This window comes from Streptomyces sp. EDA2-14 (genome assembly GCF_054963755.1).
In genome coordinates this window covers 121,348-142,841 of record NZ_JBUEGE010000010.1, presented here as the reverse complement: position 1 = coordinate 142,841, position 21,494 = coordinate 121,348, and the positions used below count along the sequence as shown (strand labels likewise).

At 72.3% G+C, this 21,494-nt stretch carries 21 protein-coding genes; 8 read left to right on the top strand and 13 right to left on the bottom strand.

Translation table 11 applies throughout. The features are described from left to right. Positions 1-31: 31 nt before the first annotated feature. Positions 32-499: a hypothetical protein gene (locus ACY34M_RS23960; RefSeq protein ID WP_462720091.1), complete on the top strand. Its 468-nt coding sequence runs from the start codon at positions 32-34 to the stop codon at positions 497-499. A gap of 82 nt (positions 500-581) precedes the next feature. Next, on the top strand, positions 582-1,334 hold the full coding sequence (locus ACY34M_RS23955; protein ID WP_462720210.1) for a dienelactone hydrolase family protein: 753 nt from the start codon (positions 582-584) through the stop codon (positions 1,332-1,334). A 2-nt stretch (positions 1,335-1,336) separates the two neighbouring features. Here ACY34M_RS23955 and ACY34M_RS23950 read toward each other — a convergent pair whose 3' ends face one another. From ACY34M_RS23950 to glsA, 4 genes are all read right to left on the bottom strand, one after another. Next, positions 1,337-2,848: a helix-turn-helix domain-containing protein gene (locus ACY34M_RS23950; RefSeq protein ID WP_462720090.1), complete on the bottom strand. Its 1,512-nt coding sequence runs from the start codon at positions 2,846-2,848 to the stop codon at positions 1,337-1,339. Continuing rightward, on the bottom strand, positions 2,845-3,090 hold the full coding sequence (locus tag ACY34M_RS23945; protein WP_462720089.1) for a hypothetical protein: 246 nt from the start codon (positions 3,088-3,090) through the stop codon (positions 2,845-2,847). Before ACY34M_RS23945 ends, ACY34M_RS23950 begins: the two co-directional genes overlap by 4 nt. A gap of 76 nt (positions 3,091-3,166) precedes the next feature. Continuing rightward, entirely contained in the window at positions 3,167-4,387 is a 1,221-nt protein-coding gene (locus ACY34M_RS23940; RefSeq protein ID WP_462720088.1) for a 4-hydroxybenzoate 3-monooxygenase, read from the bottom strand. A gap of 15 nt (positions 4,388-4,402) precedes the next feature. Next, positions 4,403-6,205, bottom strand: coding sequence for a glutaminase A (gene glsA / locus ACY34M_RS23935; protein WP_462720087.1), 1,803 nt, complete (start codon positions 6,203-6,205; stop codon positions 4,403-4,405). Between the two features lie 83 nt (positions 6,206-6,288). Here glsA and ACY34M_RS23930 point away from each other — a divergent pair, with 83 nt between their 5' ends. Further along, the gene (locus ACY34M_RS23930) at positions 6,289-6,876 is read left to right on the top strand and encodes a DinB family protein (protein ID WP_462720086.1); all 588 of its coding nucleotides are present in this window, start codon (positions 6,289-6,291) and stop codon (positions 6,874-6,876) included. On the opposite strand, the gene ACY34M_RS23925 is transcribed toward ACY34M_RS23930, so the two are convergent. Both ACY34M_RS23925 and ACY34M_RS23920 read right to left on the bottom strand, forming a co-directional pair. After that, entirely contained in the window at positions 6,873-8,663 is a 1,791-nt protein-coding gene (locus ACY34M_RS23925; RefSeq protein ID WP_462720085.1) for a bifunctional sugar phosphate isomerase/epimerase/4-hydroxyphenylpyruvate dioxygenase family protein, read from the bottom strand. The two genes, ACY34M_RS23930 and ACY34M_RS23925, sit on opposite strands and share 4 nt — an antisense overlap. Positions 8,664-8,774: 111 nt before the next feature. Beyond that, entirely contained in the window at positions 8,775-9,677 is a 903-nt protein-coding gene (locus tag ACY34M_RS23920) for a shikimate dehydrogenase (protein ID WP_462720084.1), read from the bottom strand. Between the two features lie 142 nt (positions 9,678-9,819). On the opposite strand from ACY34M_RS23920, the gene ACY34M_RS23915 reads away from it, so the two are divergent. Together ACY34M_RS23915 and ACY34M_RS23910 are read left to right on the top strand one after the other, a co-directional pair. Next, a complete protein-coding gene (locus tag ACY34M_RS23915) occupies positions 9,820-10,485 on the top strand; it encodes a TetR/AcrR family transcriptional regulator (protein WP_462720083.1) in 666 nt (221 codons plus the stop codon). A gap of 150 nt (positions 10,486-10,635) precedes the next feature. Continuing rightward, positions 10,636-11,994 carry an MFS transporter gene (locus ACY34M_RS23910; RefSeq protein ID WP_462720082.1) on the top strand — a complete coding sequence of 453 codons (1,359 nt, stop codon included), beginning with the start codon at positions 10,636-10,638 and terminating at the stop codon, positions 11,992-11,994. Between the two features lie 7 nt (positions 11,995-12,001). Here ACY34M_RS23910 and ACY34M_RS23905 read toward each other — a convergent pair whose 3' ends face one another. Then, positions 12,002-12,325 carry a YkvA family protein gene (locus tag ACY34M_RS23905; RefSeq protein WP_462720081.1) on the bottom strand — a complete coding sequence of 108 codons (324 nt, stop codon included), beginning with the start codon at positions 12,323-12,325 and terminating at the stop codon, positions 12,002-12,004. Positions 12,326-12,468: 143 nt separating this feature from the next. On the opposite strand from ACY34M_RS23905, the gene ACY34M_RS23900 reads away from it, so the two are divergent. After that, entirely contained in the window at positions 12,469-12,639 is a 171-nt protein-coding gene (locus tag ACY34M_RS23900) for a hypothetical protein (protein ID WP_462720080.1), read from the top strand. Positions 12,640-12,658: 19 nt separating this feature from the next. On the opposite strand, the gene ACY34M_RS23895 is transcribed toward ACY34M_RS23900, so the two are convergent. Then, on the bottom strand, positions 12,659-13,162 hold the full coding sequence (locus ACY34M_RS23895; RefSeq protein WP_462720079.1) for a DUF5709 domain-containing protein: 504 nt from the start codon (positions 13,160-13,162) through the stop codon (positions 12,659-12,661). A 311-nt stretch (positions 13,163-13,473) separates the two neighbouring features. On the opposite strand from ACY34M_RS23895, the gene ACY34M_RS23890 reads away from it, so the two are divergent. Next, positions 13,474-13,890 (top strand): GPI anchored serine-threonine rich family protein, encoded by a 417-nt coding sequence (locus ACY34M_RS23890; protein ID WP_462720078.1) that lies wholly within the window; start codon positions 13,474-13,476, stop codon positions 13,888-13,890. Here the strand turns inward: ACY34M_RS23890 and ACY34M_RS23885 are convergent. Beyond that, positions 13,868-15,088, bottom strand: a complete 1,221-nt coding sequence (locus ACY34M_RS23885) for an MFS transporter (RefSeq protein ID WP_462720077.1) — start codon at positions 15,086-15,088, stop codon at positions 13,868-13,870. The genes ACY34M_RS23890 and ACY34M_RS23885 overlap by 23 nt on opposite strands. 71 nt (positions 15,089-15,159) lie before the next feature. Between ACY34M_RS23885 and ACY34M_RS23880 the strand changes: the two genes are divergently transcribed. Then, the gene (locus tag ACY34M_RS23880) at positions 15,160-15,930 is read left to right on the top strand and encodes an AraC family transcriptional regulator (RefSeq protein ID WP_462720076.1); all 771 of its coding nucleotides are present in this window, start codon (positions 15,160-15,162) and stop codon (positions 15,928-15,930) included. Positions 15,931-15,945: 15 nt separating this feature from the next. Here ACY34M_RS23880 and ACY34M_RS23875 read toward each other — a convergent pair whose 3' ends face one another. The 4 genes from ACY34M_RS23875 to ACY34M_RS23860 form a co-directional block, all read right to left on the bottom strand. Beyond that, complete coding sequence (locus ACY34M_RS23875) at positions 15,946-16,284, bottom strand: hypothetical protein (protein WP_462720075.1); 339 nt, start codon at positions 16,282-16,284, stop codon at positions 15,946-15,948. Further along, on the bottom strand, positions 16,281-17,978 hold the full coding sequence (ctaD, locus tag ACY34M_RS23870; protein ID WP_462720074.1) for an aa3-type cytochrome oxidase subunit I: 1,698 nt from the start codon (positions 17,976-17,978) through the stop codon (positions 16,281-16,283). The genes ACY34M_RS23875 and ctaD overlap by 4 nt, the downstream gene beginning before the upstream one ends. A gap of 121 nt (positions 17,979-18,099) precedes the next feature. After that, positions 18,100-20,817 carry an FUSC family protein gene (locus tag ACY34M_RS23865; protein WP_462724123.1) on the bottom strand — a complete coding sequence of 906 codons (2,718 nt, stop codon included), beginning with the start codon at positions 20,815-20,817 and terminating at the stop codon, positions 18,100-18,102. Next, a complete protein-coding gene (locus ACY34M_RS23860; RefSeq protein ID WP_462720072.1) occupies positions 20,814-21,284 on the bottom strand; it encodes a MarR family winged helix-turn-helix transcriptional regulator in 471 nt (156 codons plus the stop codon). Before ACY34M_RS23860 ends, ACY34M_RS23865 begins: the two co-directional genes overlap by 4 nt. Between the last annotated feature and the right edge of the window lie 210 nt (positions 21,285-21,494).

The following is a 21,494-nucleotide window of genomic DNA, read 5'->3' as shown; positions in this document are numbered from 1 at the left end:
GTGGTTGGCCTCCTGTCACCGACAGCCGAGCGTGGCATATGCCGCTTGGGAGCGGTCGCCGTTTCTGGCGAGGCTTCCCGCGGGTCGCAACTGGGACGCCCTGCGTGTCCAACAGCCGCTCGGTCTGACGGTGTTGTGGGAGCTGGGCAAGGGGGCGGACGCCGTGCCGGTGCTCGAGGAGCACGCCAAGCCACGCCCCGTGTTCTACATCCTCACGCGCCGCGGCGCAGCGCACGCCCGGGGCTGGCCCGAGACGGAGGACGTCCGGATGCTCACCGCGGGCGAGGACCTGTCCATGCCGTCCCCCGACGCCGACGGCATCACGGGGGTGCGGCACCACTCGTTCCTGTGGCGGACCGCGCCGGACGGCAGCGGCACGCTGGTCGACCCCGAGCAGCTGCGCACCGCCCTGGAAGCGGCCCTCGACCCCGCGCGCCAGGCCGAGCGCATAAGGGCGGCCCGCGCCGTCTTCTGGGCGAGCAAGCGGCACAGCACCTGAGCGGAACCCATTCAGGGGATTCACCACAGCGAGTAACTGTACTGTGCACTCGTATCGGTTGTCCGAGAAAGGGTGATCCCCCATCGCCACCAGCAAGTCAGTCCACATAACCACTCCCGACGGCCGGGCCGACGCCTTCGTCGCCTTCCCCGACGACGGCGCGCGGCATCCCGGCGTACTCCTCTACATGGACGCCTTCGGCGTGCGGCCCGTGATCGAGGAGCTGGCCCGCGAGCTGGCCGGGCACGGCTACTACGTGCTCGTGCCCAACGTCTACTACCGGCACGGCGCCTCGCCCGTCGTCGAGCTGCCCGCGCACATCAGCGAGGAGAACAGGCCCGAGATCTTCGGCAGCCTGATGCCGCTCCTCGAGGCGCACACCGCCGAGCGCGCGCTGCGCGACGCGGACGCCTACGTCGACTTCCTCACCGCCCAGCCCGAGGTCGCCGACGGCCCCATCGGCACGACCGGCTACTGCATGGGCGCGGCCCTGGCGCTGCGCACCGCCGCGGCCCGCCCCGACCGGGTCGCCGCCGTCGCCGGTTTCCACCCCGGCATGCTCGTCACCGACGCGCCGGACAGCGCGCACCGCTCCGCCGACAAGGTCGCCGCGCGCGTCCACCTCGGTCTCGCGGAGGGCGATCTGTCGCCCGAGGCCGTCGACGAGCTGAACCGGTCCTTCGACGCCGCCGGCGTCGAGCACTCCATCGAGCTCTACCCCGGCAGCGTGCACGGCTTCACCATGGCCGACACGTCCGCCTTCGACGCGGACGCGCTCAAGCGCCACTGGGACCGGCTGCTGCCGCTCCTCGACGGCGCCCTGCGGGCCGGCTGAAGCTACGCGCCGTCGGGCGCGGCGCCCGCCGTGTAGACGTCCTTGACCTTGACCTCGGTCACGCCGCGCCCTTCGGGGAAGACCCGCCGCCAGTCGCCGATGACGTGCAGTTCGTCCGTACCCATCGCGCGCACGACGGTGAGGCCCTCCTCGTGTCCCTTCAGCGCCTTCAGCCAGAGGTTGGCGAAGGCCTGGGAGCGGATCAGGTGCATCCAGTCGGGGCGGTACAGGTCCCGGTTGTAGTTGGATTCGCCCATGGTGGCGACGAACTTGGAGTACATGGCCTTCACGTACTCCAGGGTCACGTCGTCGCCGTCGGCGATCGCCGTGTCCCGCGCGTCCTTGAGCGCCGTACGGAACTTCTCCAGCAGGTTCTCCGTCGCGCCGGAGGTGTACGACTCGTGGATCTCGGGCGGCTCGCACAGCCCGTACTTGGGACCCGAGAGGCGGTTCAGCAGCCGCAGCGTCGGTTCCGTCACCCACAGCGGGCCCGGTTCGTCGCGCTGTCCGATCGGGTTGGGCAGGACGGAGTCGTGGTCCCAGTGCGGCGGCGTGATCAGGTGGACGCCGGAGCGGCGCCGGTCGTGGTCGAAGCCCGTCGAATGCTCCAGCTGCCCGATCGGCAGATGTGTCTTGAGCGCGGACAGATAGGCGCCGTTGATGTCGAGCGCAGTCACCTCGTGCTCACCGGGCGGCAGTTCGGACCGCGTCCACTTCGGGCGGGCCTCCCAGATCTCGTCCGAGCCGCGAGCGGTCCGCTTCTTCAGGATGTCCGGCATCGCCGGGTAGGCGACGACGTCGTAGCGGGCGCCCTTGCGGGTCTCGTCGAGGAGCGCCATCGCGTCGGGGATGGCGCGCTTGATCAGCGCCGCGGTCGCCGCCTCCACGTCCCCTTCGTGCTCGGCGAGCACGGCGCGGACCGTCCGGCCGATCGTGTCGGACGGCTCGTCCGACGGCTGGAAGGCGCGGCGGGTGGGAGTGGTCCGGCGCTGCGGGCGGGGGCGCTCCGCGGGGCGTGGGGCCTCTGCGGCGGTCGCGGGCGCGGGCGGTGGCGTCGGCGTCCCGCAGTCCGTCGGGTCGAGGTGCTGGGCGAACCCGGCGACGCGCTGCCGGGCCGGCTCCCCGCACAGCACGCACGGCTCCGCCTCGGCGAGCGCCTCCACGTCGTCCTCGCCCCGGGGAGCGTCGGCCGTCGACTCGGCTTCCGGTTCGGGTTCCGGTTCGGGTTCCGGTTCGGTTTCGGCTTCCGCCGGGCCCTCGGCGGGCTCGCTCTCGGCGAGCTTCGCCGCCAGACCGTCGAGGAAGTACGCGTATCTGGTCCGGATCTCCCCCGCCGGGTCCCGCCCCGCCTCCCACGCGGCGAGCGTGGACGGGTTCACCCCGAGCGCCCGCGCCACCTGCACCTTGGTGAGGTGGGCCGCCTCGCGCAGCGCGCGCCGCACGTCCGGGGCGGGCAGTTCGGCCTCGGGGGTGACGGAGGCCAGCAGGGAGTCGATCGCGTCGAAGTCGCTCATGCGCCGCCCGCCTTCCGCTTGGCCCGGCGCCGCTCGGCGAGGGCCGGGACGGCGGCCTCCTTCACCCGCTGCTCGCCCCACCCCGTGAGGCGGGCGGCGCGCCCGATGCGCCCGTGCACGGGACGCCCGGTCACCGGGTCCCTGCTCAGGTAGACACGCAACGCCTCCACGACGCGCTCCTCCGCGGCCCGCAAGGCGGCCACTGCTTCGGCGAGTTCACGCTCGACATCCGGATCCGGCACATCGCGATTCTGTCATATTCGATCAGCGTACGGATTCCGTGACCGTCACGGATTCCGGCGTGTCGCCGGTTCCCGCTCAGTACCGCTCGGCCGCCCCCAGGTACTGCTCCGCGAACGCCGTCGCCGCCGCCCCTGACGTGAACAGACGGCGCAGCCGCGCCAGTGTCGTGCCCGTGCGGAACGGGTCGCCGAACGACGCCCCGTGGTAGACCTCCGACAGCCACTGCGAGAACTCCTGGTAGTCCCAAGTACGCCGCAGGCAGGCCGCCCCGTAGCCCTCGAGGCCGCCGCTGTCGCCCGCCGCGTGCGCCACGAGCGCGTCGCCGAGGAGGAAGGCGTCGTGCAGGGCGAGGTTGAGTCCCTTGGCCGCGATGGGGGCGACGAGGTGGGCGGCGTCCCCGGCCAGGAAGAGCCGGCCGTACGTCATGGGTTCGGTGACGTAGTCGTGCATGTCGAGGACGCGTTTCTCGATCAGCTCGCCCTCGGTCAGCGGCTTGGCGCCGTCGGCCGCGAGGCGGCGGCGCAGCTGTGTCCACACGCGTTCGTGGGTCCAGGACCCGGGGTCGTCGCCCGGCGGACACTGGAGGTAGTAGCGGGTGACGTCGGGGCTGCGCGGCATCTGCCCGGCGAAGCCCTCCTCGTGCATGCCGAACAGGACGCGGTCAGCCGACGGCGGCGCCTGGGCGAGCAGGGCCAGCCAGCCGATGCCGTAGTCGTGCCGCGCGACGCGGACCCGGTCGGCGGGGATCGCCTCGCGCGTCACCCCGCGGGCACCGTCGCACCCGGCGACGAACGCGCAGTGCAGCCACTGCCTCCGGCCGGTGTCGCCGCAGGTGTACGAGACCGCGGGGCGGTCGCCTTCGAGGTCGTGGAGCCGTACGTCGCTGACGCCGAAGCGGATGTCCCCGCCGCGTACGTCGGCGTACTCGCGCACGAGGTCCGTCACGAGCAGCGGCTGGGGGTAGACGAAGTGGTGGTGCCCGGCCAGTTCGGTGTAGTGGAAGGTGTGCCGCTCGCCCGCGAAGCGGAACTCGCACGCCGTGTGCCGCTCCGCGCGCCGCAGCAGTTCGCCCGCGAGACCGCGCCGGTCGAGGGCGCGCACGGCCCACTCCTCGATGACACCGGCCCGCGGCCTCCGCTCGATGAACGTACGGGTCTCGCCTTCGAGGACCACGCAGTCGACGCCCGCGGCCCGCAGGATGTTCCCGACGGTGAGGCCGGCGGGTCCGGCGCCGACGATCACCACTGAAGTCCGTTGGGAAAGCGTCGAGTTGGGGCCGCGCTCCGCGTCGGTCATGGCGCCCATTATGGGTCAGGTGATGTCGCCGCGGTCCACCGTCTCGGCGCCCTCCAGCGGCGCCCGCTCCAGGAACGCCACCGCGTCGGGCTCCCGCTCCCGCAGCCGCCGGAATCCGGCGGCGGTGAGGGTGCGGCAGCGCGTGGCGCGTTCGGCGAGGACCTTGCGGGTGCGGCGGGGCGGGAAGTCGGCGGGGGTGAGGGCCGCGCCGGGGCCCGCCGACCAGGTGCGGCCCGTCGTCACCGTGTCGGTGGAGTCGGCGCACACGGCGAGCCGTCCCGACTCGACGTACCAGAGGACGATCCGGTCGAGCGGGCGGGCGTGCGGCGGCGCGACGGACTCGCCCTCCGCGAGGTCGATGGTGTCGAAGGCCTCGGCGAGGGCGGCGCGCAGCCGGGCGTCGGCCTCGCCGAACAGATCGCAGTCGGCGAGCGGTACGGGGATCTCCGGGTCGAGCCCCAGGCCGGTGAGCAGCTCGTCCTCGCAGGCCTCCAGGGCCCGGCCGAGGTCGGGGAACTCGTCGGTGGTGCGGGTCATGGCCTGCCGCTCGTCCGGGTCGGCGAGCACCATGCGCAGGTCGCGGGCGCGCAGTTGTTCGGCAAGGCCGCGCAGCAGGTCGGCGGCGACCGGTTCGATGCGGCCGACGCGGGTGAGGTCGAGCACGAACCAGCCGACGGCGTCCGGGAGTTCGAGGGCAGCTTGCAGGGTCTGTTCGGCGGTGGCGAAGTCGAGGTCGCCCTGGAGGACGTGGACGCGGATGCGTTCCGTGCGGGCGTCGAGCGCGGCCCGCTGGGCGCGGGTGCGGTGGCGCAGGGAGCGCAGCGGTGCGGGGTGCAGGGAGCGGGGCGGCAGCGGCCGGCGCTCGGGGGACGTGGCCCGCATCAGGTGCAGCCCGAACTGGTCGGAGATGAGATGGCAGGCGGCGATGCCGCGCACACTGTTGCCCTTCTCCTCCAGCGGCGGGCTGAACACACCGATCCCGAACTGGCTCGGCAGCGCCACCCCGATCCCGCCGGACACCCCGCTCTTGGCGGGCATGCCGACCCGTAGCATCCACTGCCCCGACGCGTCGTACATGCCGCAGGTGGCCATGACGGCCAGGACGTGCTGGGCGTACCGGGTCGCGACGACGCGTTCGCCGGTGACCGGGTTGATGCCGCCGCCCGCGAGCGTCGCGTGCATGACGGCGAGGTCGTCGCAGGTGACGAGGACGGAGCACTGGCGGAAGTAGACGGCCAGCTCGGCCTCGACGTCGCCGGTGAGCGAGCCCGCGTTGTGCATGAGGTAGGCGAGGGCGCGGTTGCGGTCGCCGGTGGCGCACTCGGAGGCGTAGACGGCCTCGTCGACGGTGAGCGGGCGGCCCGCGAAGGCGCTGAGCCCGTCGAGGATGCGCTCGAAGCGGGCCTTCGGGGTGTCGCCGGAGACGAGTGAACTGGTCACGATGGCTCCGGCGTTGACCATCGGGTTGGGCGGGCGCCCCGTGCCCGGCTCCAGGCGGATGGAGTTGAACGCCTCGCCGCTCGGTTCGGCGCCCACACGCGCCAGGACGTTCTCCAGGCCGTGGTCGGCCAGTGCGAGCGCGAACACGAAGGGCTTGGACACGGACTGCGCGGTGAACCGGACGTCCGTGTCCCCGCTCCCGTAGACCCGCCCGTCGAGGGTGCACAGGCTGAGCCCGAACAGGCGAGGGTCGGCGCGGCCCAGTTCCGGAATGTACGAGGCGGGCTCGCCGTCGTTCAGGTCGCGCAGCCGCGACCGCACGCGGTCGAGGAGTGCGGTCAGCGGATCGGGTGCGGAGGTGGCCTGCTCGTGTCCCATCCAGTACATCGAAGCCCATGAGGCGCTTCGATGCCTGCCGAAAACCTCTGGTTCGGGCCCGTCCGGGGCAGCAGAGTGAGCGCATGAACGACACCGATCGCAAGAACGATCTCCTGCGCTACCTCCAGGACGCCCGTGACGCCCTGCTGTGGAAGCTCGACGGACTCTCCGAGTACGACGTGCGGCGCCCGCTGACGCCGACGGGCACCAATCTGCTGGGCCTGCTCAAGCATCTGGCCGGTGTGGAGCTCGGCTATCTCTGCGACACGTTCGGCCGGGCGCACGGCGAGCCGCTGCCCGACTTCAAGGACGGCGAGGACGAGAACGCCGACATGTACGCGGCCCCCGACGAGTCCCGCGAGGAGATCGTCGAGCGCTACCGGCGGGCCTGGACGCACGCGGACGCCTCGGTCGGGGAGCTGCCCCTGGACACCGTCGGCACGGTCCCGTGGTGGCCGAAGGAGCGCAACCAGGTCACCCTCCACCACGTCCTCGTCCGGGTGCTCTCCGACACCCAGCGCCACGCGGGCCAGGCCGACATCCTCCGCGAGGGCCTGGACGGTCGTGTCGGCTACCGGCAGGACAACGACAGCCTGCCCCCGCTGGACTGGGAGCGGCACCACGCCCGCCTGGAGGAGATCGCCGCACGCTTCAAGGATCGGCTGTCCTAGTTCGGCGCGTGCTGCGCCGCCAGCCGCACCGGCGCGTTCTGCGCCCCGTACCCCTGGTAGCCGTCGTCCCGCTGGGCCAGCTCGAAGAAGACGCGACCGACCGTGCGGGTGTAGCAGTGGCGGAAGGTGCCGTGTGCGTCGCGGTCGTAGAGGATGCCGAGCTCCTGGTACGTCTCCAGCTCGCCGGGCGCGAACTCGAAGCGCGCCGCCAGGTCGTCGTAGTAGTTGACCGGCATCGGCAGCAGTTCGCCGCCCGCATCCCGGAAGCGCCGGGCCGCCGCGACGACGTCGCTGGTGGTGAGGGCGATGTGCTGGGCCCGGTCCTGGTCCTCACCGGGACCGGGGCCCGCGCCGAGCGCGATGCGGACGGCGCCGTCGGCGGTGGAGACGGCCCGGCTGCGCAGCAGTCCGTACGGGTCGGCGACGTCCACGCTCGCCCGCGGCTCCAGGCCGAGCACGCTGCGGTGGAAGAGGGCGGCCTCGTCGAACTGGTGCCAGGGCTGGGTGAGCTGAAGGTGGTCGACGCCGGTGACGTCGGTCTCCGCGGGGCGCTCCCCCGTGGGCTCGAAGTCCCGGATCCAGCTGGGCAGTTCGGGGCGGTCGGTGGCGCAGAAGAAGAGTTCGGTGCCGTCGGGCGCGGCGACCGCGTCGAGGAGGACGTCGCCGGTTCCGCGGCGGCGGGGCAGGACCGGGGCGAGCAGCGCCTCGGCGCGGCGGGCGGCGGCGGCCGGGTCGGGGGACTCCAGGCCGACGGCGGCGAGGACGGTGCCGTCGCGGCGGGCGGCGGGACCGGTGTTGAGCAGGACGCGGGCCTCGCCCTGCTCCCACAGGTCGACCGGCTTTCCGCGGTGGCGTCCGGTGCGGGTGAAGCCGAGCGCGGCGAGGAGGTCGGCGGCCGGGGCGACGTCGGGGGTGACGAGTTCGGTGAAGGCCACGCCCGTGGGGACGACGGGTGCGGGCAGCCCGCCCTCCCCCACGTTCTCCTGGAGCACCAGCAGCGAGCGCAGCGCGTCGACGGCGGCGGGACCGGCCTCGGCCTGCCGGAACACGTCGTTGAAGATCTCCAGTGACAGCGGTCCCCGGTATCCGGCCCGCAGCACGTGCCGCAGCAGGCCCGCGACGTCGAGGTCGCCCTGGCCGGGGAAGCAGCGGTAGTGGCGGCTCCAGCGCAGGACGTCCATGTCGAGCAGGGGCGCGTCGGCGAGCTGGAGGAAGAAGATCTTGTCGCCGGGGATGTCCTCGATGCCTTCGAGGTCCTTGCCCTCGGCGCCGCGGGCGAGGATGTGGAAGCTGTCGAGGCAGGTGCCGAGCGCCGGGTGGTCGGCGGCCTCGACGATGCGCCAGGCGTGGTCGTAGGTGTTGACGTGCCGGCCCCAGGCGAGCGCCTCGTAGGCGACGCGGACGCCGAAGTCGTCCGCCCGCTCGGCGAGTCGGCGCAGTTGCCCGGCGGCGAGCGCGTCGTCGCCGACGGAGAGCGGGGAGACGCTGGAGCACACGAGCACGGTGTCGGTGCCGAGGCGCTGCATGAGCCGGAACTTGTGCTCGGCGCGCCGCAGGTTCTGCGCGAACAGGTCCTCGGGTACGGCCTCCACGTCGCGCATCGGCTGGTACAGGTCGATGCTCAGGCCGAGGTCGGCGCAGCGGGCGCGGACCTCCTCGGGGGTCAGGGGGCTGGCGATGAGGTCGTTCTCGAAGATCTCGACGCCGTCGAAGCCCGCGCGGGCGGCGGCGGTGAGTTTCTCGGTGAGCGATCCGCTGAGCGAGACGGTGGCGATGGAGGTGCGCACGGGGCTCCTTCCGGAGGGGGCGGGTCTGCGGGGCGGGACGGTGGCGGGGGTTGAAAGATCGGGGCTCTGCCCCGTACCCCGCTGCTCAATCGCCGCAGGGGCTTGAGCTGCTCAATTGGCGCAGGGGTTAGATGTGGCTGCTCGCAGCGCCTCCTCCGCGCCCGCCAGTTCGGCGAAGTGGGTGAGCATCCGGGCGGCGTCCGGCTCGCGCCCGGTGAACAGGCGGAACGCGTCGGCGGCCTGGAAGACGGCCATGCCGCCGCCGTCGAGAACGGCGCAGCCGAGGGCGCGCGCGGTGCGGACCAGTTCGGTCTCAAGGGGGCGGTACACGACCTCGGCGACCCACAGTCCGGGGTGCAGCAGCTCGGCGGGGAGCGGGAGGCCGGGGTGGGCGGCCATGCCGGTGGGGGTGGCGTGCACGATGCCGTCGGCGTCGGCGAGGTGCGTGGCGAGGGCGTCGGCCGCGGCGGGGACCGCGCGGCCCTCGCCGAAGTGCCGGTTCAGGGAGTCGGCGAGAGCGGCGGCGCGCTCCGGCAGCGCGTCGATGAGGACGATGCGGCCCGCGCCCAGGGTGAGCACCGCGTGCGCGACGGCGGCGCCCGCTCCTCCGGCGCCGAGCTGGACGACGCGCTCCATGCGGGCGTCGGGCAGTCCGCGGGCGAAGGAGGCGGCGAAGCCGGTGACGTCGGTGTTGTGGCCGGTGGCGCGGCCGCCGTCGAAGACCACGGTGTTGACCGCGCCGAGCGCGGCGGCCTGCGGCGACAGGTCGTCGAGGTGCTCGATGACGAGCTGCTTGCAGGGGTGCGTGATGTTGAGTCCGTCGAAGCCGACGGTGCGGGCGGCCCGCATCAGCTCGCCCACGTCTTCGGGCCGTACGCCGAGTTCGGCGATGTCGAGCCGCCGGTACAGGTACCGCAGGCCCTGCCGGTCGGCCTCCCGCTCGTGCAGCGCCGGGGAGAGCGAGGGACCGATGCCCTCGCCGACGAGACCGACGAGATAAGAGTCCTGGGACACGGGCACGGGGTCCTCCTGGCCGAGCGGCACAACTAATGTACGAACTGGTTCGTTACTCATATCAAGTCCACGGCCCTCCCGGGAAGACCCGGCTCCTACAATCGCTGGCAGCACTCGTCCCGTCCCCGCCCGAAGGACCCAGATGACCACTGTCGAAGAGCCGGCGCGCCGCGCGGGACGCATCCGCGACGCGGCCCGCACCAAGGCCGAGATCCTCAAGGTCGCCACGGAGGAGTTCGCCCGCGCCGGGTACACGGGCGCCCGCGTCGACGAGATCGCGGCCCGTACCCGTACCACGAAGCGGATGATCTACTACTACTTCGGCGGCAAGGAGCAGCTGTTCACGGCCGTCCTGGAGCGCAGCTACGCGGTGATCAGGCACGCGGAGCGGGACCTCGACGTCGAGCACCTCGACCCGGTCGCCGCGATCCGCAGGCTCGCCGAGCTGACCTTCGACCACCACGAGGCGCACCCGGACTTCATCCGCCTCGTGAGCATCGAGAACATCCACGACGCCGAGCACATCACGGCGTCGGAGACCATAGGCTCGCTCAACTCGCCCGCGATCGACGTAATCGGCCGGATCCTCGAGGCGGGCCGGGCGGACGGCGTCTTCACGGCGGACGTGGACGCGGTCGATCTGCACGCGATGATCAGCTCGTTCTGCTTCTTCCGGGTCTCCAACCGGCATACGTTCGGCGCCCTGTTCGGCCGCGACCTGACGGCGCAGGACCGCCGCGAGCACTACCGGACGATGCTGGGCGACATGGTGATCGCCTACCTGACGGCGGGCGACTCCGAGGGCTGATTCGCGCGTACGCCCTCGTCGAGACCTCTTGACAGGCGCGAAACACGGGCGCAACATCGCTGGCCATCCGCTACTAACTATCCAGTGGGTTAATTAACCCGGCCGATTCCGGTCCGCCGGGTTGGTCCACCCAGCCCTCAAGGAGCCCGCGTGTCCGTCCCCGCAGAACCTCCGCGCGCACCACAGGGCCAGCCCCGCAAGGCGGCCATCGCCGCCTGGAGCGGCAGTGCCCTCGAGTACTACGACTTCTTCATCTACGGCAGCGCCGCCGCGCTCGTCTTCCCGAAGGTGTTCTTCGACGAGTCCCACCCGGCCGACGCCACCCTGCTCTCGCTCGCCACCTTCGGTGTCGCGTACGCCGCGCGCCCCGTCGGCGCGTTCTTCCTCGGGCACATCGGCGACCGCCTCGGCCGCCGCAAGATCATGGTGTTCACGGTCGTCCTGATGGGCCTGTCGACGTTCCTGATCGGCTGTCTGCCCACCCGCGAACAGGTCGGCGGATTCGCGCCGTTGCTGCTCGTGCTCTGCCGGATCCTGCAGGGCATCTCGGCGGCCGGCGAGCAGTCGAGCGCGGGCTCGATGACCCTGGAACACGCGCCTGAGGACCGGCGCGCGTACTTCACGAGTTTCACGCTCAACGGCACGCAGGCAGGCCAACTCCTGGCCACGATCGTCTTCCTGCCGATCGCGGCACTGCCCGAGGACCAACTCCTGTCCTGGGGCTGGCGCATCCCGTTCTGGCTGAGCCTCGGCGTCGCCGTCGTCGGCTACGTGATCCGGCGCTCGCTCGACGAGACACCCGAGTTCGCCCGCAAGGCCGAGTCCGGCGAGGTCGCCAAGCTGCCGCTCGCGGTGCTGATGCGCGACCACTGGGTGGACGTGCTGCGCGTGATCGGAGGCGCGCTGGTCGCCTCCGTGAGCACGATCTTCACCGTGTGGGCCCTGTCGTACGCGACGAGCGACGCGGTCGGCATGGACCGCTCGGCCATGCTGTGGGTCGGCGCGCTCGCCAACCTCGTGGCGCTCGGCGCGATCCCGCTGTGGGCGCGCCTCGCCGACCGGATCGGCCGCCGTCCCGTCTTCCTCACGGGCGCCGCGGGCAGCGCGCTGCTGATGTTCGGCTACCTGTGGGCGATCTCCACGGGCTCGTACGTGCTGACGTTCGTGCTCGGCATCCTGGCGTTCGGCGTCGTCTACAGCGCGGCCAACGCCGTGTGGCCGGCCTTCTACGGCGAGATGTTCCCGACCCGCGTCCGCCTTTCGGGCATGGCGATCGGCACCCAGATCGGCTTCGCCATCTCCGGTTTCGCGGTGACGTTCGCAGCGCAGATCGCCGGTTCCGGCGGCGACAACTGGTTCGCGGTGGCCCTGTTCACGGCCGCCCTGTGCGTGCCTCCGGTGATAGCGGGCGTGACCGCCCGCGAGACGGTCCGGGTGCCGACCGCACGGCTCGGGGAGCGGGAGGAGCACCCCGTCGCGCTCAAGGACGTGCCCGGCGCGGCGGTCTGAACCGCGCTCACTTCTGGCGCCGGGCCTCGGGAAGCCGGGGTTCGGCGCTGTCCTGTGTGCCGATACCGGCCTTCCGCGCCGCCGAGTGCAGCGCCTGCAGGGCCACCAGCAGCACCCCGATGTCGTCGAGGTAGATCGGGTCGGGCAGCAGGTCGATCGGGGAAATCGTGTACAGGACCGCGGCCCAGAACAGCGCCTTGTTCTGCAGCGGGATGCCCGCGTCGGTGAGCAGCTTGCGGGCCTTGAAGATCCGGACCAGGAGCACGGCGGCGACCACCAGCATCGCGAGTGCCAAGACCGTGGCGATGACGATCCACGTGGTGCTGTCCATGCCGGTCCCCCTGGGCGTGCGGGCGATTCGTCCCAGGTTAGAGGGTACGGGTCCGCGCCTCCCCCACGTGCGGCGTGCGGCTCGTCGGGCGACTATGGGGACCCGAACACGCAAGCGGGGGTCGTGAGGAGGAGGGGCCGACAGTGCTGATCTTCGTGGCGATGATCCTTGGCGGTATCGGTGTGGTCTGCATAGGCATCACGGCGCGCCGGATGGTGACGGGCGACGTGGCCATCGGCCCGCCGCTCCTGGCGCTGGCCACGGCGTTCGCCGCGGCCGCGCTGATGCTGACGGCGACCGCCCTCGGCCAGTGAGCCGAGGGCGGTACGGGGCTCAGAACTCGTCGTCGTCCACCACGTGCACCGCGGCTTCCTCGGCCGAGGCCGCTCCCCCGCCGTAACCGGCGTCGCTGGCCAGCATGTCCTTCTCGGCGTCCTCGTGGGCACCCTCGTCCGGCGCGACCAGGCGGCCGGCGCGCAGGCCGCCCACCTCTGAGTCCAGCGGTTCGCCGTCGCCGTCGCGCAGATCGCCGACGCCGTCGCCGTCCTCGTCCTCCTCCCCCGACTCCAGCGCCTCGTAGGCGTCGACGACGGGGTCGGGCCGCTCCTCCGCGAGGCGCTCGTCGAGCGTCTCGCCGGCCTGCCGTTCCGCCGCCGTGTTTCCGCTGTGCTCGACGGCCAGCGGGCGCTCGGGCGGCGACCATCCCTCGTCGTACGGGTCGACGCCACGGTCGTTGAGGGTGTCCTCCACATCGAGGATCCCCTCGTCGTCCCCCACGTCAGGGCCCGAGGGCTGATACACCTCGTCGCCCATGGCCGAGTCGCTGCGCTCGGTCATGCCGCGCCACCTCGTCTCCGTGCTCCGTGTCACATAACCAGCGTGCACCAGTCCGCGCCGTCCGGCCGCTCCGGGGGCGCCACGCGCGCGTGCGCGACCATGCACCCGGTGGCCGGATCCGTCCTGCCGACGCCACCGGTTCGAGGACACATCCGTCACTCGTGGGGTGGGGCCGAGGTCCGAATGCTTGGGTCAGGACGCCAGGACGGGAAGAGACCCAGTGTCGGATTGCGTCACTCTATGTCGCTTTCCGTTGACAATCCGCAACCGACAACTCCCGAATCATCGACTCGACGGAACGAGGTCGTCGCATGCGCCGCACCGGATTCCTCTCTCTCGCCGCCGCCCCGCTCCTGGCCTTCGCCCCCACGGCGCAACCGGCCCAGGCGCTCACCGTCACGGAGCCCGCGGCGGGCTCCGTGCACCCCGCGGGCGGCAGCATGTTCGTCACCTGGAAGAACCCCACCGGCGAGAAGCTGGACATGTGGCTCGTACGCGGCGACACGGACCGTGTCGTACAGCTCGCGTCGCGGCTGTCCGCCGCGCGGGACAGCGAGACGTCCACCGTCCTGCCGAACGTGCCGGACGGCGACGGCTACTCGATCGAGCTCGTGAGCCGCGACGGCGACAAGCGCGGCTACAGCCCCTCCTTCGCAGTGGGCCCCGCGCTCCAGGGCGCGGGCGGACCCGCACGGCACGCCGGGCTCACTGCTCCCGGCCCGCGCTGACCTCCTCGGTCGCCGTGGCCCGCGCGGGCAGCGGCAGCACTCCGACGACGAGCCCGGCCCCCGCCGCGACCGTCCCGGCGACGACCACGGCCGGCCAGCCGCCCGCGCCCCAGGCCGCGGTGCCGACCAGCGAGCCCAGCGCGATGCCGAGGAAGCGCAGCGTGAAGTACACCGTGTTGAGGCGGCTGTGCACGGCCGGGTCGAGGGTGAACAGGACGGTCTGGCAGACGGCCTGACCTCCCCACACACCGACGTCGAGCACGATGACGCCCACGACGAGCGCCACCAGCGAGCCGGTCCCGCCGGGCAGCAGGATCAGCCAGCCGACCAGCACCAGCGCGGTCAGCAGGGCGAGCGCGCCACGCCTGCCCAGCCGTTCCGCGCTGCGGCCCGCGTACGGCGAGGCGAGCGCGCTCACGGCCGCGACGAGCCCGAACATCCCCGCGGCGGTCGACCCGAACCCGTACGAGTCCGTGACCAGGAACGTCAGCGTGGTCCAGAACGCGCCGAACGCGATCCCCACCAGCGCCCCGGACACCACGACCCGCGCGACGAGCGGATGCCGCACGAGCCCCGGCAGCGACGTCAGCGCCGCCCGGTACGAGGCGGGGACGCGCCCCGGCGCGCTGGGCAGCCGACGCGCGAGCACGCCCATCAGGGCCAGCGTGAGCAGACAGGACGAGACGTACACGGTGCGCCAGCCCGCGAGCTCGGCGAGGGCGCCCGCGTACGCGCGCGAGGCGAGCACCCCGACGAGCAGCCCGCCCTGCACCGCGCCGACGGTGCGCCCGCGGCCCCGCCCTGCGGCGCCCTCGTCGTCGGCCAGCGCCACGGCGAGCGGGGTGATCAGTTGCGGCACCGGCGAGCACAGCCCGACGACGAAGCCGGCCACCGCGAGGAAGGCCACCGAGGGGGCGAGGGCGCAAGCCGCGAGGGCGACCGATGAGGCCAGGCCGAGAGCGAGGACGATGCGGCGCCGGTCGTGGCTGTCGCCGGCCGGCACGACCAGCAGGATGCCGAGCGCATAGCCGAGCTGGGTGGCGGTGGGCACCGCGCCGAGCGTGTCGGCCGACGTGCCGAGGGAGGCGGCGACGGTGCCGAGGATCGGCTGGCAGAGGTAGACGTTGGCGGCGGTCACCGCGCAGGTGACCGCGAGCAGGGCGGTCGGGGCTTGGGCTCTGGGACGTACGGCGTTCACATACCGCGACGTTAGGCCGATGATCGGTGGCACACTTTCGTGGTCGAGCCAATACCTGTCGAGAGTGCGCCATGTACGGAAAGAGCGAGGACCGCGACGACTACCAGGACGTGCCGCGGCCGCTCGCCGCGATGGCCCGCGACCTGGCCGACGGGCACCACATCCCGCCGCACCACCACCGCCGCGCCCAGCTGATCTACGGCACCACGGGTGCCATCACCGTCACCACGGAGCACGGCTCCTGGGTCGTCCCCGCCACCCGCGGCGCCTGGATCCCTGCGGGCCTCACGCACGCGATGACCTGCGCGGGGGCGGTCGCCATGCGGACCCTCTACATCGCGCGGGAGGCGACCGTGCGGCTGCCCGACGAGCCGACCGTGGTCTCGGTGTCCCCGCTGCTGCGCGAGCTGATCGAGGAATCGACGCGCCTGCCCGTCGAGTACGACCCCGAGGGCCGCGACGGCGTCCTGATGCGGCTGCTGCTGCACGAGCTGGCCCCGCACCCGGTGCCCGCGCTGCACCTGCCGACGCCGACGGATCCACATCTGGACGGCCTGTGCGCGGCGGTCCGGGAGCGTCCGGGCGAGCGCTGGACGGCCGGGCGCGCGGCCGCGTACGCGCATCTCAGCACGCGCAGTCTGCAGCGCCGGTTCACGGCCGCGACGGGAATGAGCCTGGCCCGCTGGGTGCAGCAGGCCAGGCTCGTCCACGCGGTGACACTGCTCGCGAGGGGCGTGCCGGTCACGACGGTGTCCGGCGTGGTCGGCTACGCGACGCCCAGCGCGTTCACGGCGATGTTCCGCCGGGCGCTGGGCACGCGGCCGACCGCGTACTTCACCTGAACCGGTACGCGTACGTCACTTGAGGGCGACCAGCGACGCCAGGCTCATCAGGCCGACGAGGACGCCGCCGCAGAGCCCGACGCAGCGCGCCTTCAGGCGTTCGTAGCGCGCCTCGTACTCGCCGCGCAGCTCCGCGGCCCGCGCCACGATCTGGCCGAGCGCGGCCTTGTGGAAGGCGAGGCGCTCCTCGACGAAGACGCGCCGCACCTCCTCGCGCTGCGCGCCGGTGAGCCAGTCGAGCCGGTCGGTGAACGCCTCGGCCTGCGCATGGGCCTCGGTGACCTTCGAGTTCCACAGCAGATAGCCCTCCATCTGCTGGATCCCCGCGTTCACGTCGTGCTCGGTGCTGCTCATGCGGACGCGTCCTCGCGCCGGTCCTCGGCGTGGTCGAGGGCGGCGACACCGGGGTGGTGCAGGTCGAACGCCGGGGATTCCGAGCGGATCCGCGGCAGCGTCGTGAAGTTGTGCCGCGGCGGCGGGCAGGACGTGGCCCACTCCAGGGAGCGGCCGTAGCCCCACGGGTCGTCGACCTCGATGACCTTGCCGTACTTGGCGGTCTTCCAGATGTTGTAGAAGAACGGCAGCATCGACAGGCCGAGGAGGAACGCGGAGATCGACGAGATCGTGTTCAGCGCGGTGAAGCCGTCGGCCGCGAGGTAGTCCGCGTACCGCCGCGGCATGCCCTCGACGCCCAGCCAGTGCTGCACCAGGAACGTGCCGTGGAAGCCCACGAACAGCGTCCAGAAGGTGATCTTGCCGAGGCGCTCGTCCAGCATCTTGCCGGTGAACTTCGGCCACCAGAAGTGGAACCCGGCGAACATCGCGAAGACCACGGTGCCGAACACCACGTAGTGGAAGTGCGCCACCACGAAGTACGAGTCGGAGATGTGGAAGTCCAGCGGCGGCGCGGCCAGGATGACGCCGGTCAGTCCGCCGAACAGGAAGGTCACGAGGAAGCCGATCGACCACAGCATCGGTGTCTCGAAGGACAGCGAGCCCTTCCACATCGTTCCGATCCAGTTGAAGAACTTCACGCCTGTCGGCACGGCGATGAGGAACGTCATGAAGGAGAAGAACGGAAGCAATACGCCACCGGTGACGTACATGTGGTGCGCCCACACCGTGATGGAGAGGCCGGCGATCGCGATCGTCGCGCCGACCAGACCGGAGTACCCGAAGATCGGCTTGCGCGAGAAGACCGGGATGACCTCGGAGACGATGCCGAAGAACGGCAGGGCGATGATGTACACCTCGGGGTGTCCGAAGAACCAGAAGAGGTGCTGCCAGAGCAGTGCGCCGCCGTTGGTGGCGTCGAAGACGTGCGCACCGAACTTGCGGTCGGCCTCCAGGGCGAACAGCGCGGCGGCGAGGACCGGGAAGGCCAGCAGGACCAGCACACCGGTCAGCAGCACGTTCCAGGTGAAGATCGGCATGCGGAACATCGTCATGCCGGGCATCCGCATGCAGATGATGGTCGTGATGAAGTTGACCGAGCCGAGGATGGTGCCGAAGCCGGAGAAGGCCAGGCCCATGATGCCCATGTCGGCACCGATGCTCGTCGTGTGGATCGCGTCGGACAGCGGCGCGTACATGAACCAGCCGAAGTCCGGTCCGCCCTGCGGCGTGAGCAGCGCGCCGGCCGCGATCAGCGAGCCGAACAGGTAGAGCCAGTAGGCGAACATGTTCAGCCGCGGGAACGCGACGTCGGGGGCGCCGATCTGCAGGGGCATGATCCAGTTCGCGAAACCGGAGAACAGCGGCGTCGCGAACATCAGGAGCATGATCAGGCCGTGCATCGTGAAGGCCTGGTTGAACTGCTCGTTCGACAGGATCTGCATGCCGGGACGGGCCAGTTCGGCGCGCATGAAGAGCGCCATGATGCCGCCGACGCAGAAGAACGCGAACGATGTGATGAGATACAGCGAGCCGATCGTCTTGTGGTCGGTGGTGGTGAGCCACTTCACCACCACCGCACCGGGTCGCCGCGCGTGTGCGGTCTCCGAATCCGGTGCGTCGGCGCTCGCCGCCGCGCTCTCCGTGGACGTCATCAGGTAGTCGCTTCCTTGGCCGGTTTACAGGACACGACCACGACTAGCGGACGACGGGACGGGAATCGGGGACACGCGCGCCAGCGTGTCCCCGGTTCCCTCGAATGCAGCAGCCGGGGCGTCAGCCCGCCAGCCGGACGTCGTGCCGGACGGCGCCCAACGTCTCCTCCACGGTGACCAGTTCGGCGCGCGGTGCGTGCTGGGACGCCGAGATCACGAGGGTGTGGGTACCCACGGGCAGCCCCTCCACCGAGTAACTCCCCTGGCTCACCGCGGCCTTGGCGAGCCGCTTGCCGCGGGCGCTGATCACGGTGATCCACGCGGGGCAGCCCTCGGGGTGCGCGGCGCATGCCACGCGGCCGGTGAGGCGGGCCCGGCCCACGGGGGCCGGTTCACGCCGCTGCTGCGGGGTCTGGGCCTGCGGCTTCGGCTTCGGCTTGGGTCCGGCGGCCGGGACCTGCGCGGCCTGCGTCTGCTTCTGCGGTTCGCCCCAGGCCGCCATCACGGCGCGGGTGCGGCGCTGCATCGGCGACGCGGGCTGCTGCGCGGCGCCGTAGCCGGTGGCGACGGGCAGGCCCGCCTGCTCGGCGTAGGCGGCCAGCGTCTCGTCGAGCGCGTCGAGTTCGCGCAGCGCCGTGTGCAGCCGCTGGGCGCGCTGCCCGGACCTGGCGGGGGCCAGCTCCGCGCGCAGCTCCCGCAGGAGCGGGCTCACCCTGCGGTACGTGCCCTCGGGCTCGCCGGTCGCGAAGAACCGGTCGAGTTCCTTGAGGGACGCGGTGACCGTGGCGGTGACGAGGCGGGCGCGCTCCACGAGCCGCGGCGGCAGGTCGACGTCTATGTCGGCGGCCGAGGCCAGGGCGCGGGCGTGGCCCGTGGCGGAGGTCAGCAGGGCGACGCGGTGCTCGGCGGCCGGGCCGCTGACGCCGACCGGCATCCGCACGAGCGGCTTGGCGACGGCCTGCACCTGGAGCAGGGCGGCGTCCACGGCGCGGGCGGCGCCGCGCAGCCGGACGGGGGTGTCGGGCTGCGTCCAGCGCTGCTCGACCTGGGCGACGACCTGCGCGAGGACGTCGACGTAGCCGCGCTCGGCCTCCTGGACGACGGTGCGGCGGGCCAGCGGGAAGATCAGGGCGGCGCAGGCGGTGGCGACGAGGACGCCGATGCCGTTGTCCAGGAGCCGCTCCCCCAGCAGGTGGTCCATGCCGCTCTCGGGCGTGCTCAGCGCGTACAGCTGGCACAGGGCGACGACGAGGCCGACGACCCAGCAGGCGTAGGCGCGGGCCATGCCCCAGGCGCCGAAGGTGAGTCCGGCGACGATGACCGCGAGCGTCCAGTAGACGTGGTCGCGACCGATGAGGTGGACGAGGAGGATGCCGAGGACCGCGCCGACGACCGTGCCGACCATGCGGTGGCCGAACTTGCGCAGCCGCTCGTGCGTGGTGTTGGTGCCGAACAGCGTGATCATCACGCCGACCAGGCCCCAGTAGAAGCGGTGCGGGTCGATGGCGTCGGAGATCGGGACGACGATCGCGGCGGCCACGGCGGCGTGCACGGGGACGCGGATGTACGGGATGGCGCGGCGCCAGCCGGACTCCGTGGTGCCCGCGAGCACGCGGCGGGTGGGGCCCGCCGAGCCGGGCAGCCGGTTGTTCTCCAGGGCGACGGTCGGCTTGAACGGCACCTCGGCCTTGCCCGCGACGGCGCTCGCGCCGAGCGTGAGCCAGTTGTGCAGGGCGCGGGCGAGGGAGTCGAGGAGGTGGCCGACGCGGCGCGCGAGCACCGCGGCCTCCACGTCCTCGGTGGAGGCGTCCGGGTCGGCGAGGACCGCCTCGGCCCGCTCCTGGATGTGCGCGGCGGCCGGCTGGAGCCCCTCGGCCTCCCGTATCGGGGTGTCTCGGGCGAGCACGAGGCCGACGGCGAGCGCCTCGCGCAGCTGCTCGGGGACGGGCAGCCGGGTCAGCTCCTGGACGGCCTGGCCGATGCCGCGCAGCGCGAGCTCGGCGTCGAAGAGGTGCCGGTGCAGGAGTTCGGCGGCGGCCGGGTCGGCGGCGACCTCGGGCTGGGCGAGGCGGCCATCGATGGTGACGGTGGTGATGTTGAGGCGGCGCAGGGAGCGGCTCATGCGGCGCACGGCCCGCTCCTGGTCGGCGTCCGGGTCGACCGCGTCCACGGCGGCGTCGGCGACGCGCCGCGCCTCGACGACGAAGGCGCGCTGGGTGCGCAGGAGGTCCTCGCGGGGCATCGGGTAGCACAGCACGAGGCGCGTGACGAGGACGGCGGCGGCGGACACCAGGGCGACCGCGAACGCCTTGCCGACGAGCGCGACGGGGATGCCCGCGAGCATGCCGACCATCATGCCGTTGAACAGCATCATGCCGGTGACCAGCGGGATCGCCCCGAACCTGGCGAGCAGGAAGGTCAGGGCGAGGGCCGCGATCATCAGCACCATCTGCGGCACGCGGTTGCCGTTCATCGTCGCGCACAGCCAGAGCGCGACGGTGTACGGGAACGGCATCCACAGGATGGCGCGAGCGAGGCGGTCCCAGGAGTTCTCGGCGACCGCGAAGGCGCTCATCAGGCCCATCATCCCGGCGACCATCATGCCGATCATGTCGGGGATGCCGAGGGCCTCGGCCATCGCGTAGCCGACGGTGAGCGCGGTCACCATGGCGACGAGCGTGCGCCAGCCGGTCTGCAGCTGACCGAGTCCGGGGTCGGCCGCGAGGACCCAGTCCCACCATCTGCGGGGCCCGGCCACGCGGTGGGGTGCGAGGTCGGCTCCCGGAGGGGCTTCGTCCGCGGCGACGTGCTGGTCCGGCAAGGTGCCCGGGGTGGTCAACTGGCCTCCGATTCGATGGCGTTCAGCAGGGTGGCGAGTGCATCCCGCGCGGTGGACACCGCGCGCTCCGGGTCGTCGACGGCGCCGTCGAGCGCGGTGAGCAGGGCGGCGGCCATCCGCTGCCGCCCCGCTTCGATCAGGGCGCGCCCGGCGGGCGTCAGCGAGGTCTCGACGGCACGCCGGTCGTCCTCGCAGCGCCGCCGCTCGACGAGCCCGGCGTCCCCCAGCTTCTGGAGGAGCACGGTGACGCGCGGCTGCGCCATACCGGTACGTGCGGCGAGTCCGGTCACCCGGCACGGCCCGCCCTCGAGCGCGTCGAGCAGGGCGACCTGGCTCCGGGTGAGCCCGAACTCGCCTTCCCTGAAGAGCGACTGCCCGAGCTGGGCGATCCCCCGCAGCAGCCCGCGGGCGGCACCTTCGATGCGCTGCGCCTCGGTGGCGTCGACGGACCCCGGAGATAGATGCATATAGAAAGAATATACATGGGCCTTACAAGGGTCTGATGGTCGGGTGGCCCCGATCGACCCTCCCCGCGGCGGGTGAGCACCATCAAGCCCCTGCGGCGACGGAGCAGCGGGTTCCGGGGCGGAGCCCCGCGACCGCGCCTGCGCGAAGCCGCCCGCCCGCCGTCCGGCGAAGTACGTATCCCGCCCGCTCCCCAACTCCGGCGCCACCCC